16 protein-coding genes are annotated in these 15580 nt (G+C 68.8%); 8 read left to right on the top strand and 8 right to left on the bottom strand.

Annotated elements, in window-relative coordinates; translation table 11 throughout:
• The 3 genes from ABDW35_RS17000 to ABDW35_RS16990 all read right to left on the bottom strand — a co-directional run.
• Window positions 1–1395 (bottom strand): sigma-70 family RNA polymerase sigma factor (locus ABDW35_RS17000; protein WP_343715070.1); only part of this gene is annotated, 1395 nt, incomplete at its 3' end.
• Between the two features lie 148 nt (window positions 1396–1543).
• Complete coding sequence (dnaG, locus tag ABDW35_RS16995) at window positions 1544–3388, bottom strand: DNA primase (RefSeq protein ID WP_343715069.1); 1845 nt, start codon at window positions 3386–3388, stop codon at window positions 1544–1546.
• A gap of 110 nt (window positions 3389–3498) precedes the next feature.
• Complete coding sequence (locus ABDW35_RS16990) at window positions 3499–3954, bottom strand: GatB/YqeY domain-containing protein (protein WP_343715068.1); 456 nt, start codon at window positions 3952–3954, stop codon at window positions 3499–3501.
• A gap of 153 nt (window positions 3955–4107) precedes the next feature.
• Between ABDW35_RS16990 and carA the strand changes: the two genes are divergently transcribed.
• Genes carA through ABDW35_RS16975 form a run of 3 tightly spaced genes read left to right on the top strand, consistent with a single transcriptional unit; the run spans window position 4108 to window position 6057 of the window.
• Window positions 4108–5268: a glutamine-hydrolyzing carbamoyl-phosphate synthase small subunit gene (carA, locus tag ABDW35_RS16985; protein ID WP_343715067.1), complete on the top strand. Its 1161-nt coding sequence runs from the start codon at window positions 4108–4110 to the stop codon at window positions 5266–5268.
• Window positions 5268–5852 carry a GNAT family N-acetyltransferase gene (locus ABDW35_RS16980; protein ID WP_343715066.1) on the top strand — a complete coding sequence of 195 codons (585 nt, stop codon included), beginning with the start codon at window positions 5268–5270 and terminating at the stop codon, window positions 5850–5852. The genes carA and ABDW35_RS16980 overlap by 1 nt, the downstream gene beginning before the upstream one ends.
• A 58-nt stretch (window positions 5853–5910) precedes the next feature.
• Window positions 5911–6057: a hypothetical protein gene (locus ABDW35_RS16975; protein WP_343715065.1), complete on the top strand. Its 147-nt coding sequence runs from the start codon at window positions 5911–5913 to the stop codon at window positions 6055–6057.
• A 58-nt stretch (window positions 6058–6115) separates the two neighbouring features.
• On the opposite strand, the gene ABDW35_RS16970 is transcribed toward ABDW35_RS16975, so the two are convergent.
• A complete protein-coding gene (locus ABDW35_RS16970; RefSeq protein ID WP_343715064.1) occupies window positions 6116–6502 on the bottom strand; it encodes a PRC-barrel domain-containing protein in 387 nt (128 codons plus the stop codon).
• Window positions 6503–6646: 144 nt separating this feature from the next.
• Between ABDW35_RS16970 and ABDW35_RS16965 the strand changes: the two genes are divergently transcribed.
• On the top strand, window positions 6647–6961 hold the full coding sequence (locus ABDW35_RS16965; RefSeq protein ID WP_343715063.1) for a plasmid stabilization protein: 315 nt from the start codon (window positions 6647–6649) through the stop codon (window positions 6959–6961).
• A 26-nt stretch (window positions 6962–6987) separates the two neighbouring features.
• Window positions 6988–7140, top strand: a complete 153-nt coding sequence (locus tag ABDW35_RS16960) for a hypothetical protein (RefSeq protein WP_343715062.1) — start codon at window positions 6988–6990, stop codon at window positions 7138–7140.
• Between the two features lie 58 nt (window positions 7141–7198).
• Here the strand turns inward: ABDW35_RS16960 and ABDW35_RS16955 are convergent, their stop codons facing one another.
• The 4 genes from ABDW35_RS16955 to ABDW35_RS16940 all read right to left on the bottom strand — a co-directional run bounded on the left by ABDW35_RS16955 (window position 7199) and on the right by ABDW35_RS16940 (window position 10658).
• A complete protein-coding gene (locus ABDW35_RS16955) occupies window positions 7199–7516 on the bottom strand; it encodes a hypothetical protein (RefSeq protein ID WP_343715061.1) in 318 nt (105 codons plus the stop codon).
• A gap of 104 nt (window positions 7517–7620) precedes the next feature.
• Entirely contained in the window at window positions 7621–7923 is a 303-nt protein-coding gene (locus ABDW35_RS16950; RefSeq protein ID WP_343715060.1) for a hypothetical protein, read from the bottom strand.
• Window positions 7924–8389: 466 nt separating this feature from the next.
• Window positions 8390–9190 (bottom strand): aldo/keto reductase, encoded by an 801-nt coding sequence (locus ABDW35_RS16945; RefSeq protein ID WP_343715071.1) that lies wholly within the window; start codon window positions 9188–9190, stop codon window positions 8390–8392.
• Between the two features lie 82 nt (window positions 9191–9272).
• Window positions 9273–10658 carry an adenylate/guanylate cyclase domain-containing protein gene (locus tag ABDW35_RS16940; RefSeq protein ID WP_343715059.1) on the bottom strand — a complete coding sequence of 462 codons (1386 nt, stop codon included), beginning with the start codon at window positions 10656–10658 and terminating at the stop codon, window positions 9273–9275.
• A 188-nt stretch (window positions 10659–10846) separates the two neighbouring features.
• On the opposite strand from ABDW35_RS16940, the gene carB reads away from it, so the two are divergent.
• The 3 genes from carB to ABDW35_RS16925 all read left to right on the top strand — a co-directional run.
• Window positions 10847–14098: a carbamoyl-phosphate synthase large subunit gene (gene carB, locus ABDW35_RS16935; protein ID WP_343715058.1), complete on the top strand. Its 3252-nt coding sequence runs from the start codon at window positions 10847–10849 to the stop codon at window positions 14096–14098.
• Between the two features lie 88 nt (window positions 14099–14186).
• Window positions 14187–14660 carry a transcription elongation factor GreA gene (gene greA, locus ABDW35_RS16930; protein ID WP_034844768.1) on the top strand — a complete coding sequence of 158 codons (474 nt, stop codon included), beginning with the start codon at window positions 14187–14189 and terminating at the stop codon, window positions 14658–14660.
• A 280-nt stretch (window positions 14661–14940) separates the two neighbouring features.
• Window positions 14941–15580 (top strand): extracellular solute-binding protein (locus ABDW35_RS16925; protein ID WP_343715057.1); only part of this gene is annotated, 640 nt, incomplete at its 3' end.

Genomic DNA, 15580 nt, shown 5'->3' with positions numbered 1-15580 from the left:
GAACTTGTAGCCGCGGCGGTACTCGAACTTGTCCACCGCCTTCATCAGGCCGATGTTGCCTTCCTGGATCAGGTCCAGGAACTGCAGGCCGCGGTTGGTGTACTTCTTGGCGATCGAGATCACCAGGCGGAGATTGGCCTCGACCATCTCCTTCTTGGCGCGCCCGGCCTCCTTTTCGCCCTTCTGCACGGTCGAGACGATGCGGCGGTATTCCGAGATCGGCAGGCCGACCTCGTCCGAGATCTGGCTGATCTGGCCGCGCACCCGCTGGGCGGCGGCGCCGTTCTTCTCGACGAACTTGGCCCACTTCTTGTCGAGGCCGCGCACCCGCTCGATCCAGTTCGGGTCGAGCTCATGGCCGAAATAGTTCTGCAGGAAGGCCTCGCGGCTGACGCCGCCCTCGACCACCAGCCGCATCAGCTGGCCCTCGAGGCCCATCAGCTTGCGGTTCTGGCCGTAGAGCTGCTCGACCAACTGCTCGATCCGGACATTGTTGAGGTGCACGCCTTCCATCAGGCGGACCATGTCCTCCTTCAGCTTGTCGTACTTGGCGTCCGCCTGCTTGGAGATCGCCTCGCCCTTCTGGATATGGGTCAGGCGCTGCTCCTGCAGCTTGTGCATCTTTTGGTAGGTCTGCTCGATCGCCTCGAAGGTCTCGAGCACCTGGGGCTTCAGCGCCTCCTCCATGGCGGAGAGGGAGATGCCGCCATCGTCCTCCTCGCCGGAACCGCCGCCGGCCGCGGCCTCACCGCCTTCACCCTCGGCTTCCGGCTCGGCCTCTTCCTCGGCCTCCGCCTCACCCTCGCTCATGGCCAGGGCCTCGCCCTCCGGGCTGGCGCCGTAGGTGGCGTCGAGGTCGATGATGTCGCGCAGCAGCATCTTCCCGTCCTTCAGGGCGGAATGCCACTCGATCATCGCGCGGATGGTCAGCGGGCTCTCGCAGATGCCGCCGATCATCATCTCCCGGCCGGCTTCGATGCGCTTGGCGATGGCGATCTCGCCCTCGCGCGACAGCAGCTCGACCGAGCCCATCTCGCGCAGATACATGCGCACCGGGTCGTCGGTGCGGCCGACATCGTCGTCGTCGAGGTTGCCGGCGTTGCGGCCCTCGCCATCGGCATCGCCGCCGGCGGCCGCGGTGTCGTCGGACTCCTCGTTCTCGACGACGTTGATGCCCATCTCGGACAGGTTCGAGGTCACGTCCTCGATCTGCTCGGACGAGGTCAGGTCCGGCGGCAGGGCGGCGTTCAGCTCGTCGATGGTGACGTAGCCGCGCTCCTTGCCCTTGGCGATCAGCTTCTTCACCGCCTGGACGGTGATGTCCATCGAGGCGCCGTCCGCACTGTCCTCGCGCGTCTCGGCCGATTCCGCCGCTGCCGCTGTCTTGGTCGCCATCTGCACCCGTGCCCCTTCACCCGCCGCCGTCGGGAGTGACCCGAAGTTGGCTCTCATACCTAAGCTTCCGCGCGCAAGGAAGGGGCACGACTCGAATCATGCCTGCCCCGACCGCGCCGCGGTCTCGACTCGATCCCGGCCGGCCGGGTCAGAACCCACCCGGCACCGCCTGCCGCCGCTCGATCTCCTGCCGCAGGCCATGCCAGCGTTCCAGCGCGGCCTCCGTGCCCTGCCGCGCCAAATCGCGCGCGGCATCCGCGAATTCGCGCCGCAGCGCGCGGAGCTCAAGATGCCCCATGACCATGGCCCAGCCGGCGCGCGCCTCCTCCAGAGGGGCCTCCGGCCGGGTGAAGGGCCATTTCCTGCGAATGCGATCGACCAACGCCGGCGGCAATCCATCGGCTTCGGGAACAGTCAGGTAGGGCCGACCCGGCTGTGAATCAAGTCCGGCCGATTCGCGCCCCGAGTCGCGACCATGCGAATCACCGAGTCGCGCCAGCAGCGACTGGCGCAGCGAATCGAGGCCCGAATCGGGAATCTCCAGCATGGCGAAGCCCTCGCCGACCTCCTCGCCGAGGCCAGGATGCGCGGCAAGCAGGCACAGCAGCACGCAGAACGGCAGGCGGTCGTCCTGCTCGTCGCGGATCGATTGCGGCTTGGGCCCGGCCGGCTGCGGCGGCTTGCCGCCCGGCCGCCACTCCCCCTGCTGCCGCTTGGGCCGGTAGGGGTAGGCCTCCTCGAAGCGGGCCCGCAGCTCGGCCAGGTACTGGCCCTGCACCGAGGGGTCGGCGATGCGCCGGGCCTGGGCCTCGACCCCGGCGCGCAGGCCGGCCCGGCCTTCCGGCGTGTCGAGACGGTGCATGGTGGTCTGGCGGTCGTACAGCACCCGGACCAGCGGCAGGGCGCCGTCCAGCACCGACTGCATCGCCGCGCCGCCGCCGGAGCCGCGGATCAGGCTGTCCGGGTCCTCGCCCTGCGGCAGGAAGGCGATGCGGGCCGAATGGTCCGGCTTCAACTGCGGCAGGATGCGGTCCATCGCCCGCCAGGCGGCCCGCCGCCCGGCCTCGTCGCCGTCGAAGCACAGCACCGGCACCGGCGCCATCTTCCACAGTTCGACGATCTGCTCCTCGGTCAGGGCGGTGCCCAGCGGCGCCACCGCCGCCTCGAAGCCGGCCCGGACCAGGGCGATCACGTCCATATAGCCTTCGGCGACGATCACGGTCTGGCCCTGGGACGCGGCCTGCCGGGCCCGGGACAGGCCGTAGAGCAGATTGCCCTTGTGGAACAACGGGTTGTCCGGGCTGTTGATGTATTTCGGCCCGTCGCCCTCCATGATCCGGCCGCCGAAGGCGACGGTGCGGCCGCGCTTGTCGGCGACCGGGAAGATCACCCGGTTGCGGAAGAAGGAGTACAGGTCGCGCCCGTCATCCGGCCGGCGGGCCAGCCCGACCTCCTCGATCATCGCGTCCTGGAAGCCCTGGCCGCGCAGATGCTTGATCAGCTTGCCGGCCTCGCCGGGCGCGAAGCCGAGGCGGAAGCGCGACACCGTCTCGCCGTCCAGGCCGCGGCTCTTCAGATAATCGCGCGCCATCCGGCCGCCGGGGCCGCGCAGCTCGGCCTCGAAGAAGGCGCAGGCGGATTCGACCACGTCGTAGAGCGTCTTCTGACGCTCGAACTTCGCCCGATCCTCCGGCGCCGCCTTCGGCACCTCCAGCCCGGCCTGGGAGGCCAGCGTCTCGATCGCCTCCATGAAGGAGAGGCGGTCGTGCTGCATGACGAAGCTGATGACGTCGCCGGTGGCGCCGCAGCCGAAGCAGTAGAAGAAGCCCTTCTGGTCGTTGACCGTGAAGCTCGGCGTCTTCTCCTTGTGGAACGGGCAGCAGGCCTTGAACTCGCCCTTGGTGCTGCGCTGCAGCGGCACCCGCTTGCCGACCACGTCGGACACCTGGAGGCGGGTGCGCAGCTCTTCGAGGAAGCCGGGAGGAAGGGACATGCGGCGGTTCTAGCGGGCGGGAACGCAACAGCGTAACGCGATTCCCGCTCCGCAGGTCAGCGGTTATGGAGACCCGCGCGTCCCGGGCATGACGATGCGGGACCTGCTCCTCAGCCCAGCTGCGCTTTCACCGCGGCCGAGACCTTCGAGAAATCCATCCGGCCGGCATAGCGGGTCTTCAGCTCGGCCATCACCTTGCCCATGTCCTTCATGCCGGCAGCGCCGAGGTCCTTGATAACCGTGCCGATCGCGGCCGCGGTCTCGGCCTCGTCCATCGCCTGGGGCAGCCAGCGCTCGATCACCGCGATCTCGGCCTGCTCCTTGTCGACCAGGTCCTGCCGGTTGCCCTGCTGGTAGAGGGCGATGCTCTCGCGCCGCTGCTTCACCATGGTCTGCAGCATCGACAGGATCTCCTCATCCGGGATGCCGTCGGTGTTGCCCTTGGCGCGGGCGTCGATGTCCTTGGTCTTGAGCGCGGCGATGATCATCCGCACGGTCGAGAGCGTGCGCTCGTCCTTGGCCTTCATCGCCTCCTTGAGCGCGTCGGTGAACTGGGGGCGCAGCATGGTCGGATCCTCCTGACAGAAGCGGCGGGACTGTCGGCCATCCGGCCGGGATAGGCAAGAGAAGGGGGCGGCCATTCCGCCAGCGCGGGCATCAGGGGCTGGAATCTCGCCGTCGTCCGTGCTTTATGCCTGGAAATTCATTCCGAGGTTGCCATGACCCACACCGCTCCGCCTCCCGGCGCCACTGCGGCGCTCGTGCTCGCCGACGGCACGGTGCTTTGGGGCCGAGGCATCGGCGCCACCGGCAAGGCGATCGGAGAGGTCTGCTTCAACACCTCGATGACCGGCTACCAGGAGATCATGACCGATCCGTCCTATGCCGGGCAGATCGTCACCTTCACCTTCCCCCATATCGGCAATGTCGGCGCCAACCCCGAGGATGTCGAGACCGGAACCACCGCGGCGCGCGGCCTGGTGCTGCGCGACGACATTACCGAGCCGTCGAACTGGCGTGCCGCGCGCGACTTCGACGACTGGCTGCAATCCTTCGGCCTGGTCGGCATCGCCGGGGTCGACACGCGCGCTTTGACCCGCCGGATCCGCGACGCCGGCGCCCCGACCGGGGTGGTGATCCACGCCCCCAACGGCGATTTCGACATCGCCGCGGCGCTGGCCGAGGCCCAGGCCTGGCCGGGCCTGGAGGGCATGGACCTGGCGAAGGAGGTGTCCTGCACCCAGACCTATCGCTGGGACCAGACGCGCTGGGAGCAGGGCACCGGCTACGGCACGCTGGAGAGCCCGAAGCGCAAGGTCGTGGCGATCGATTTCGGGGCCAAGCGCAACATCCTGCGCTGCCTGGCCTCGACCGGCTGCGACGTCACCGTGGTGCCGGCAACCGCGACCGCCGAGGACGTGCTGAGCCACAATCCGGACGGGGTGTTCCTGGCCAACGGCCCGGGCGACCCGGCGGCGACCGGCGAATACGCCGTGCCGACGATCAAGGCGTTGCTGGACACCGGGCTGCCGATGTTCGGCATCTGCCTCGGCCACCAGATGCTGGCTTTGGCGCTGGGCGGCACCACCGGCAAGATGGCGCGCGGCCATCGCGGCGCCAACCACCCGGTCAAGGACCTGACCACCGGCAAGGTCGAGATCACCAGCCAGAACCACGGCTTCCAGGTGCTGGCGGAAAGCCTGCCGGACACGGTCGAGGTCACCCATGTCAGCCTGTTCGACGGCTCGAATGAAGGGCTGCGGCTGAAGGACCGGCCGGTGTTCTCGGTGCAGTACCACCCGGAGGCCAGCCCGGGCCCGCAGGACAGCCACTACCTGTTCCAGCGCTTCGTAGACCTGATCGACGCCCACAAACGCTGATGCCGCACCCCGCCGCGCCGCGCCTGCTGGGCCCCCGGGTCCTCCTCACGCTGGCCGGCCCGGCGGACGGCGCGGACCTTGCCGCCTTCCACCACCGGGAATGGGACCATCTCGGCCCCTGGATGCCGCCAAGGACGGCCGCCTGGCGGACCGAGCCGCATTGGCGGCGCTGGGGCGCCGAGGCGGCCGATTTGTTCCTGGACGACCGTGCCGTGCGCCTGGTGCTGCGGCTGGTCGACCGGCCCTGGGACGGCATCGTCGGCCAGTTGAACCTGAACATGCTGTCGCGCGGCGCCTTTCAGGCGGCGACGCTGGGCTATCACATCGGCGCGGCGCAGCAGGGCCAGGGGCTGATGCGCGAGGCGCTGGAGATGGCGATCCGCTATGCCTTCGGCCCGCTGGCCCTGCACCGGCTGATGGCCAACCACCTGCCGGAGAACGCCCGCAGCGCGGCGCTGCTGCAGCGGCTGGGCTTCGTCCGCGAAGGCTATGCCAAGGACTACCTGTTCATCGGCGGCGCCTGGCGCGACCACGTGCTGACGGCGCTGACCAACCCCGAACCCGTCGACCCGCCGCTGGGCTAGGAACCGGCCCTTCCCCGCTGCCGTTGCCTTGCAGAGGCCATCGCAGCGAGGAGGCGACATGCCGGACGACCGAACACCGCCGACGCTCAACAAGACCGAGGCCCGCCAGGGCGAGACCAGCGGCCATATGCGCTGGGTGCTGCACCTGTCGATGGGCCTCGTGGTCGTGCTCTTCGGCATCATCCTGCTCTGGTGGGTCGTGTAGCCGACAGAAAGAGGGCGGCCCGGTGGCCGCCCCAAGTTCTCCCAGCCTGAGCTTGTCGTCACATCCAGTAGGGCGGCACGCGGTAATAGTCGTGCACCTGCTGCGCCCATTGCCGGTCGTCCCAGTCGAAGCGCTCGCCGCGGTCATGCGCCGGGGCGCCGCGCAGCTGGTCCTCGGTCACGTCCAGCTCATAGGCGTCGAGGGCCTCGTTGTAGGTCAGCATCGACCATGGCAGGGCGTAGTAGTCCTCGCCGATGCCGAGGAAGCCGCCGAAGGTCATGACGGCATAGCCGACCCGGCCGGTGCGCTTGTCGATCATCACCCGCTGGATCGTGCCGATCCGGTCGCCGTTCGGGCGCCGCACGGGGGTGTTCTCGACCTTGTCGCTGGCGATCAGCCGATGGGTTTCCCGGCTGCTGAGATCACGGGCTGTCTCGGTCTGCATGTCGTGCCTCCGAAAGAGTGGTCTCCTTCAGGGAATGGCCGCGGCCGCCGGGCGGTTCCCCGGAACCGCTCCGGCGGACCGCCGATTGCTTCAGGGAGGGCGCCCGGACGCGCCGGGCAGCCGACAACCGGAATGGAGGCATCCATGCCGCGCGGCGACAAGTCGAGCTACACCGACAAGCAGAAGCGCAAGGCCGAGCATATCGAGGAGGGCTACGAGGCCCGGGGCGTCTCGGAGAACGAGGCCGAGCGCCGGGCCTGGGCCACCGTCAACAAGGAGAGCGGCGGCGGCAAGAAGAGCGGCTCCGGCCGCGGCAAGGCGGAGAGCCACGCCTCGTCGCGGAAGGGCGGCCATCTGGGCGGCAAGGCTTCGGCCGAGCGGCCCGCCGCGGCCCGCAGCGCCTCGGCGAAGAAGGCCGCGGCGACCCGCAAGCGCCACGAGCACCACGCCCATTCATGAGCATCGCCGCACAGGAAGGTCTCGCCATGAGCGACCCGAAGCCGCCGCCGGACGACCCGACCCGGCCGCCGATGCCGAATCCGCGGCCGGATACCCCACCGGACCAGCCGGGCCAGCCGCCGCCGGAGGTGCCGCCGGGCGCGCCCGACTCGCCTCTGCCGGACCCGGTCCGGATGTGACCGCGAAAAAGGCCGGCCCCGCGGGGCCGGCCTCGTTCATTCCCGAAAAGTGCCGGGGTCAGTACCAGCCCCAGCGGTTGTGATGCCGCCAGCGCTCGTGGCGCCAGTGATCGCGCCGCCAATCCCGGCGCCAGTGGTCACGGCGCCAATCGCCGCGCCAATGGTCGCGACGCCAATGATCGCGGCGCCAGTCCCGGCGGTCGTGGCGCCAGTGGTCGCGGCGCCAATCCACCTTGGTCGCGAGGCTCGCATCGGCCTGGCCATTCCAGACGGCCGGGGCGGCGACGGGCGCAGGCGCCCGGTCCTGGGCGACAGCGGCGCCGGAGGCGCCGGCGAGGAGCAGAGCCGCCGAAGCGGCCATGAAAAGACGCTTCATGCCAGACAGCATGGGCTGATCCCTTTCCAATGATCGACGAGAGGCCGGGACGGAAGGCCAGCCGTTGGAAAGCCCGCCTTCATCGTCCTCGGATCGCGCGATTGTCAGCGCCAGGTGCGATAGGGACGGCGGTCGTCGCGCCAGCGCCAGTCATGGTGCTGCGAGCGCCAGCGATCGTTGCGCCAGTGGTCCCGACCCCAGTCGCGGCGGTCATGGCGCCAGCTGTCGCGGCGCCAGTCCCGACGCCAATGGTCGCGACGCCAATCCACCTTGGTGGCGAGGCTCGCATCGGCCTGGCCGGTCCACACGGCCGGGGCGAGTGTGGGCGCCCGCTCCTGGGCGACAGCGGCGCCGGTCGCGCCGGCGAGGAGCAGGGCCGCCGAAGCGGCAAGGAAAAGACGCTTCATTCGAGACAACATAGGGGTGATCCCTCTTTCATCAACCGGCGAAGTCTCTTGGGAAACAGCCGGCTCCCTCATTTCACGCCCTATATCGAAGATTCCGTCGTCCTGATTGACTACAACGGCAAGCATACACCCTCGAACCAAGCTGGAGCGCCGCCAGATTTCTTTTAAGACACGAAGATATCACAAAGAGGCCACAATTCGAATTCATCCCAGATTGCAGATCTTCATGAATTCTCAATTTTCAGTAAGGATATCAACTGGCGCACAAAGGCAGCCGGATCGCCACCCGGCCCTGCCAACGCATGGCCAAGCGATCCCGAGGCTGACTTTCGGAGAGACCTGTTCGAAATCGCCAATCCGTCATCCCCGCGAAAGCGGGGATCTCGCGACGCTCCGACCGGAAAGAGATTCCCGCTTTCGCGGGAATGACGGCGAAGATGGGCTCGCTCTCTGAAACGGCCGGCGGTCAGAGGATAGCGAGCGGCGTCTTGCGGCGCGGCGGCGGGAAGGCCTGGTCCAGCGCCGCTAGGTCCGTGTCGTCGAGGACGAGGTCCAGCGCCGCGCGATGGTCGCGGAGCCGCTCGACCCGACTGGATTTCGGGATGGCGACGACGCCCTGCCGGGTCAGCAGCCAAGCCAGCGCCACGGTGGCCGGCGCCACGCCGTGCCGGCGCGCAACCGCGACGAGGGCCGGGTTGCCGAGCAGCCGGCCCTGGCCGAGCGGCGAATAGGCCATTACCGGCAGGCCGCGATCCTGGCACCAGGGCAGCAGATCCCACTCGATGCCCCGGGCCGACAGGCTGTAGCAGACCTGGTCGGCCGCGGTGCGCGCGCCGCCCGCCTCGCCGGTCCAGGTTTCCAGGTCGTCGAGGTCGAAGTTGCTGACGCCCCAGTCGACCACCTTGCCGTCCTCACGCAGCCGCTCGAACGCCTCGATGGTCTCGGCATAGGGCGCGCGGCCCTGCCAGTGCAGCAGGTACAGGTCGATGCGGTCGGTGCCGAGCCGGCGCAGGCTGCGCTCGCAGGCGGCGATGGCGGCGGCGAAGCCGGCATTGTGCGGATAGACCTTGCTGACCAGGAAAACGCCGTCGCGGCGGCCGCGGATGGCCTGGCCCGTCACCTCCTCGGCCCCGCCCTCGCCATACATCTCGGCGGTGTCGATCAGGGTCAGGCCGAGGTCGAGCCCGGCAGCCAGCGCCGACGCCTCCTCCTTCGCCCGGCGCCGGTCCTCGCCCATGCCCCAGGTGCCCTGCCCCAGGATCGGCATGGCGGCGCCGGACGGCAGCGCCACAGTGGTCTCGCCCGCCGGCCGGCGGCGCAGGCCTTCGGTGCTGCCCATTCTGACCTCCCTATTCCGCGATGGCGATCCGATCCTGCGGCATCGCGGCGGCCGCGGCCAGGGTCCAGATCGCCAGCGTCTCCTGCCGGCCGCGGATCTCGGTCTGGCCGGCCGGGCCGAAGGCGCCCAGCACCTCCGGCGCGCAGCCCTCGCGCCCGGCCTGGATGACCGCGGCGTCGCTGGCCACCACCCTCGTATCGAGGCGCCGGCTCAGCCGCTCCAGCCGGCTGGCGACGTTGACGGTGTCGCCGACCACGCCGAATTCCAGGCGCCGCTCGTCGCCGATATTGCCCATCACCACCAGCCCGTAATGCAGGCCGATGCCGACCTCGATCGGTGCCGCGCCGCGCGCCTGGCGCTTGGCGTTCCAGCGCTCGACCTCATCGCACATGGCCCGGGCGCAGCTGAGCGCGTTGCTGGCGTCGCGCGGGCCGGGCTGCGGCGTGCCGAAGGTCGCCATGACGCAGTCGCCGATATATTTGTCGATCGTGCCCTCATGGGCGAAGACCTGCTGCGCCATGCGGCGGTGGAAGCTGCGCAGCAGCGCCACCACCCGCTCCGGCGCCAGTCCCTCGGCCTGGCCGGAGAATCCCACGATGTCGACGAACAGGATCACCGCCGGCTGGCGCTGGATCTCGCCGAGCGGCGCGGCCGAGGCGGCGAGCCGGCCGACCAGGTTGGGCGAGAAGTAGCGCGACAGCGCCGCCTTGGCCGCCTCCATCCGCGCCGCCCGCCCGACCAGCTTGCGCGACCGCCACACCGCCAGCGCCAGCACCAGCGTCATCAGCACCAGGACAACGGTCTGGATCATCCACAGCGTGCTGCTGACGGCGTGCGGATCCAGCGACATCGCGATGCGCATGGCGTTGGGGTTCGGACCGTCGACCACGTCGTTGGCACTGGTGACGATGCTGTCCGGGCGCGTCGCCAGCCAGGCGAAGCCGAGCGACCAGGAGATTGTCAGGGCCCCGCCGACCAGCAGCACCAGCTTGGGCGAATAGCTGAGCGCCACACCGCAGAGGAACAGGAGGAGGAACAGGAAGTTCGGGATTCGCTGGGTGAACTGGACCGGCAGCTCGGAGCCGAACAGCGGGTTCGGCGCCACCATGACGAAGGTCAGCACCACCGCGTCCAGCACCAGGAAGGCGCCGACGCCCCAGACGCCGATGCTGCCGCGCCGCTGCAGCAGATAGGGGATCAGGCCGAGCACGAGGAAGACGGCCATCAGGCCGATATAGGCCACCGACCGCCCGACCGGGATCCAGATGGCGACATAGACGGCCAGCAGCGCCAGCACCAGGACGCGGCCGTAGAAGACGTAGGACAGGCCGTCCCGCTCCTCCCGCTCCATGGCACCCAGGACGCCGAGGGGCGTCGCCTGCGCCGGTTTCGCCATGCCGCCCTCCACCCGATGATGCGCAGGAAATGGGGCCTCCGCGTGGATTTCACCAGTGTCCGGATGACGACAGGTCGCCCCTGCCCTGCGCCATGCGGCCGCCCCGGGGCTTTCCCCGCGCGCGTTCCTTCCTTATAAGAGCGCGCTCCTTCGGGAGCGTGCCCCCTTGTACCCAGCAGGCCGCCCCCATGCCCAAGCGCACCGACATCCGCTCGATCTGCATCATCGGCGCCGGTCCGATCGTCATCGGCCAGGCCTGCGAGTTCGACTATTCCGGCGCCCAGGCCTGCAAGGCGCTGAAGCAGGAGGGCTACCGCGTCATCCTGGTCAACTCCAACCCGGCGACGATCATGACCGATCCGGAGCTGGCGGATGCGACCTATATCGAGCCGATCACGCCGGAGATCGTCGCCCGGATCCTGGAGCAGGAGAAGCCGGACGCGCTCTTGCCGACCATGGGCGGGCAGACGGCGCTGAACACCGCCATGGCGTTGGCCGAGAACGGCACGCTGAAGCGGCTGGGGATCGAGCTGATCGGGGCCAAGCGCGAGAGCATCGAGAAGGCGGAGGATCGCGCCAAGTTCCGCGAGACCATGGACGAGATCGGCCTGGAATCGCCGAAGAGCGCGGTGGTCCACACCCTGTCCGAGGCGATCGACGCGCTGCCGGCCGTCGGCCTGCCGGCGATCATCCGCCCGTCCTTCACCCTCGGCGGCACCGGCGGCGGCATCGCCTACAACCGGGTCGAGTTCGAGGAGATCGTCCGCTCCGGCCTCGCCGCCAGCCCGACCCGCGAGGTGCTGATCGAGGAATCCGTCCTCGGCTGGAAGGAATATGAGATGGAGGTGGTCCGCGACCGCGCGGACAACTGCATCATCATCTGCTCGATCGAGAATGTCGATCCGATGGGCATCCACACCGGCGACAGCGTCACCGTGGCCCCGGCCCTGACGCTGACCGACAAGGAATACCAGCGGATGCGCGACGCCTCGATCGCGGTGCTGCGCGCGATCGGCGTCGACACCGGCGGGTCGAACGTCCAGTTCGCGGTCGACCCCGAGACCGGCCGCATGGTCGTGATCGAGATGAACCCGCGGGTCAGCCGGTCCTCCGCCCTCGCCTCCAAGGCGACCGGCTTCCCGATCGCCAAGGTCGCGGCCAAGCTGGCGGTCGGCTACACGCTGGACGAGCTGGCCAACGACATCACCAAGGTGACCCCGGCCAGCTTCGAACCGACGATCGACTATGTCGTCGTCAAGATGCCGCGCTTCACCTTCGAGAAGTTCCCGGGCGCCGAGCCGACCCTGACCACCAGCATGAAGTCGGTCGGCGAGGCGATGTCGATCGGCCGCAGCTTCCCCGAGGCGCTGCAGAAGGCCCTGCGGTCGATGGAGACCGGCCTGTCCGGCCTGGACGAGATCGAAATCCCCGGCCTGGCGATGGACGCGCCGGACCCGCAGGTGATCCGCGCCGCCCTGGCCCGCCCGACCCATGACCGGCTGCTGGTGATCGCCCAGGCGATGCGCCTGGGCCTCGGGGTCGAGGAGATCCGCGCCGCCTGCAAGTTCGACCCCTGGTTCCTGCGCGAGATCGAGCGGATCGTCGCGGCGGAGGAGGAGGTGCGGCGCTACGGCCTGCCCGAGGACGCGCAGGGCTTCGCCCGGCTGAAGCGCCTCGGCTTCTCCGACGCCCGGCTGGCGAAGCTGGCGGACGTGTCCGAAGCCGAGGCCGCCGCGGCCCGCCGCGGCCTGGGCGTCACCCCGGTCTACAAGCGCATCGACACCTGCGCCGGCGAGTTCGCCTCGGCCACACCTTACATGTACTCGACCCACGAGGCCGGCTTCGACGAGGGCGAGGACGAATCCGACCCGACCGACCGCGAGAAGATCGTCATCCTCGGCGGCGGCCCGAACCGGATCGGCCAGGGCATCGAGTTCGACTATTGCTGTGTCCACGCCGCCTATGCCCTGAAGGAGGCCGGCTACGAGACCATCATGGTCAACTGCAACCCGGAGACGGTGTCGACCGACTATGACACCTCGGACCGGCTGTATTTCGAGCCGCTGACCGCAGAGGACGTGATCGAGCTGATCCGGGTCGAGCAGGAGCGCGGCACGGTCAAGGGCGTGATCGTCCAGTTCGGCGGCCAGACCCCGCTGAAGCTGGCGCATGACCTGGAGGAGGCCGGCATCCCGATCCTGGGCACGCCGAAGGACGCGATCGACCTGGCCGAGGATCGCGAGCGCTTCCGCGATCTCCTGGACAGGCTGGGCCTGCGCCAGCCGAAGAGCGGCATCGCCCATTCGGTCGAGGAGGCCGAGGCGATCGTGCAGGAGGTCGGCTTCCCCTGCCTGATGCGCCCATCCTATGTGCTGGGCGGCCGGGGCATGGAGATCGTGCACGACCTGCAGGGCTTCCGCCGCTATATCACCACCGCGGTCAAGGTCTCCGGCCGCAACCCGGTGCTGATCGACCGCTACCTGCAGGACGCGATCGAGGTCGATGTCGACGCGGTGCGCGACCGCGAGCAGGTCTATGTCGCCGGCATCATGGAGCATATCGAGGAGGCCGGGATCCATTCCGGCGACAGCGCCTGCGCCTTGCCGCCCTATTCCCTGCCCGCCTTCGTGGTGCATGAGATCGAGCGCCAGACCCGGATGCTGGCCGACGGGCTGGGCGTCATCGGCCTGATGAACACCCAGTTCGCCGTCAAGGACAACGAGGTCTACGTCATCGAGGTGAACCCGCGCGCCAGCCGCACCGTGCCCTTCGTGGCCAAGGCGACCGGCACGCCGATCGCCAAGATCGCCGCCCGGGTGATGGCCGGCGAGAAGCTGGCCGACTTCCCGCTGGCCGGCCCGACCCCGCCCTATACGGCGGTGAAGGAGGCGGTGTTCCCGTTCAACCGCTTCCCCGGCGTCGACGTCATCCTGGGGCCGGAGATGAAGTCGACCGGCGAGGTCATGGGGCTGGACCGCGACTTCGGCCGCGCCTTCGCCAAGAGCCAGTTGGGCGCCAACCAGAAGGTGCCGCTGTCCGGCACCGTCTTCGTCTCGGTCAAGGACCGGGACAAGACGGCGATCCTGCCGATCGCCCGGCGCATCGCCGAGCTGGGCTTCGAGATCCTGGCCTCGAGCGGCACCGCCCGGGCGCTGGAGGAGGGCGGGCTCAAGGTCCGGCGCATCAACAAGGTGATGGAAGGCCAGCCGCATATCGTCGACGCCATCCTGAACGGCGAGGTCCAGCTGGTGTTCAACACCACCGACGGCGCCCAGACGGTGCGCGACAGCTTCGGCTTGCGCCGCGCCGCGCTGGTCAATAACATTCCCTACTCGACGACCGTGGCCGGAGCGCGCGCGACCGTGGAGGCGATCGCAGCGCTGAAGGCCGGGGCGCTTGAAGTCGCCCCGCTGCAATCCTACCTAGGTTCGGCGCGGTAGCACCGGGGGCAGGGATACGAGCAGGTCTGGAGGCCGGCGTCCTTGACGCCGGGTGTACCGCTTTTTGGCTTTTTGGGACTGGAGCGCAATGGAAAAGGTGCCGATGACCGCGGCGGGGTACAACCGGCTGCAGGAAGAGTTGAAGCATCTGAAGAGCGTGGCGCGGCCGGAGGTGATCAAGGCGATCGCGGAGGCGCGCGAGCATGGTGACCTGTCCGAAAACGCTGAATACCACGCGGCGCGCGAGCGCCAGAGCTTCATCGAAGGCCGGGTGATGGAGCTGGAGGACCGGATCAGCCGGGCCGACATCATCGACACCTCCAAGCTGTCGGGCGACACTGTAAAGTTCGGCGCCACCGTGACGCTGGCGGATGAGGACACCGACGAGGAGATCACCTACCAGATCGTCGGCCAGGACGAGTCCGACATCAAGGAAGGCCGCTTGTCGATCACCGCCCCCCTGGCACGCTCGCTGATCGGCAAGGCCGAGGGCGACCAGGTCGAGGTCACCACCCCCGGCGGCTCCAAGAGCTACGAGATCGTCACGGTTCAGTTCGTCTGACCCGACGGCTCTCCCGAGTTTCGCAGCGGCCCCGCCCCCTCGGCGGGGCCGTTCGCGTTTCGGCGGCAGCCCAGGGCACCCGCGCCGGACCAGCACCGGTCCGGACCTTTTCGCCCATTGTCTAATGCTTTGAACTTATTCGCTTAATCCACAGCCGGACCGCAGCAAATGTCATCCGGCCGATACCAATGCTAAATCGAAACGTCATCTTCCCCCTGTAGGGATCGGCCCCGTCGCCGCCCATCGAGGGACGCGTCGGGCGGCCCAAGGGGAGACACACATGACCGTCGTGACCAAGCTGTCGGCGGCCGCCTTCGCGCTGGCTGCCGCCGCCGTATTCGCGCAGCCGGCCCAGGCCGAGCGCACCAAGTTCGAGTTCTGGTACGGGCTGACCGGCGACCTGGAGCAGCGGGTGCAGGACACCTGCAAGCGCTTCAACGACAGCCAGGCCGACTACGAGATCACCTGCGTCGGCCAGGGCGGCTATCCGAATGCGGTGCAGAACGCCATCGCCGCCTATCGCGCCCAGAAGCAGCCCACCGTCGTGCAGGTGTTCGATGCCGGCACGCTGGACCTGATGCTGTCCGGCGCCTATGTCCCGGCCCGCAAGCTGATGGCCGACAACGGCTACGACATCAAGTGGGACGACTATTTCGGCGGCATCGCGAACTACTACGCGACGTCGAAGGGCGAGCTGATGTCGTTCCCCTACAACTCGTCGACGGCGCTGTTCTACTGGAACAAGGATGCCTTCGCCAAGATCGGCCGCGACAAGGGGCCGGAGACCTGGGAGGACGTCGAGCAGATCGCCCGGCAGCTGAAGGCCGCCGGCTATGACTGCCCGCTGGCCTTCAACTTCGACCCCTGGCCGACGCTGGAGCAGTTCTCGGCGATCCACAACCAGCCGATCGCCACCAAGA

This window comes from Inquilinus sp., assembly GCF_039594555.1.
In the GTDB taxonomy this organism is placed as follows: Bacteria; Pseudomonadota; Alphaproteobacteria; order DSM-16000; family Inquilinaceae; genus Inquilinus.
This window is presented reverse-complemented; position numbering and strand designations above follow the sequence as displayed.

What these genes read in the sequence shown, in the direction of transcription:
- dnaG (WP_343715069.1), bottom strand. Translation starts at nt 3,388, where the DNA reads ATGTCCCTTCCTCCCGGCTTCCTCGAAGAGCTGCGCACCCGCCTCCAG.
- ABDW35_RS16990 (WP_343715068.1), bottom strand. Translation starts at nt 3,954, where the DNA reads ATGCTGCGCCCCCAGTTCACCGACGCGCTCAAGGAGGCGATGAAGGCC.
- carA (WP_343715067.1), top strand. Translation starts at nt 4,108, where the DNA reads ATGACCCACACCGCTCCGCCTCCCGGCGCCACTGCGGCGCTCGTGCTC.
- ABDW35_RS16980 (WP_343715066.1), top strand. Translation starts at nt 5,268, where the DNA reads ATGCCGCACCCCGCCGCGCCGCGCCTGCTGGGCCCCCGGGTCCTCCTC.
- ABDW35_RS16975 (WP_343715065.1), top strand. Translation starts at nt 5,911, where the DNA reads ATGCCGGACGACCGAACACCGCCGACGCTCAACAAGACCGAGGCCCGC.
- ABDW35_RS16970 (WP_343715064.1), bottom strand. Translation starts at nt 6,502, where the DNA reads ATGCAGACCGAGACAGCCCGTGATCTCAGCAGCCGGGAAACCCATCGG.
- ABDW35_RS16965 (WP_343715063.1), top strand. Translation starts at nt 6,647, where the DNA reads ATGCCGCGCGGCGACAAGTCGAGCTACACCGACAAGCAGAAGCGCAAG.
- ABDW35_RS16960 (WP_343715062.1), top strand. Translation starts at nt 6,988, where the DNA reads ATGAGCGACCCGAAGCCGCCGCCGGACGACCCGACCCGGCCGCCGATG.
- ABDW35_RS16955 (WP_343715061.1), bottom strand. Translation starts at nt 7,516, where the DNA reads ATGAAGCGTCTTTTCATGGCCGCTTCGGCGGCTCTGCTCCTCGCCGGC.
- ABDW35_RS16950 (WP_343715060.1), bottom strand. Translation starts at nt 7,923, where the DNA reads ATGAAGCGTCTTTTCCTTGCCGCTTCGGCGGCCCTGCTCCTCGCCGGC.
- ABDW35_RS16945 (WP_343715071.1), bottom strand. Translation starts at nt 9,190, where the DNA reads ATGCCGATCCTGGGGCAGGGCACCTGGGGCATGGGCGAGGACCGGCGC.
- ABDW35_RS16940 (WP_343715059.1), bottom strand. Translation starts at nt 10,658, where the DNA reads ATGGCGAAACCGGCGCAGGCGACGCCCCTCGGCGTCCTGGGTGCCATG.
- carB (WP_343715058.1), top strand. Translation starts at nt 10,847, where the DNA reads ATGCCCAAGCGCACCGACATCCGCTCGATCTGCATCATCGGCGCCGGT.
- greA (WP_034844768.1), top strand. Translation starts at nt 14,187, where the DNA reads ATGGAAAAGGTGCCGATGACCGCGGCGGGGTACAACCGGCTGCAGGAA.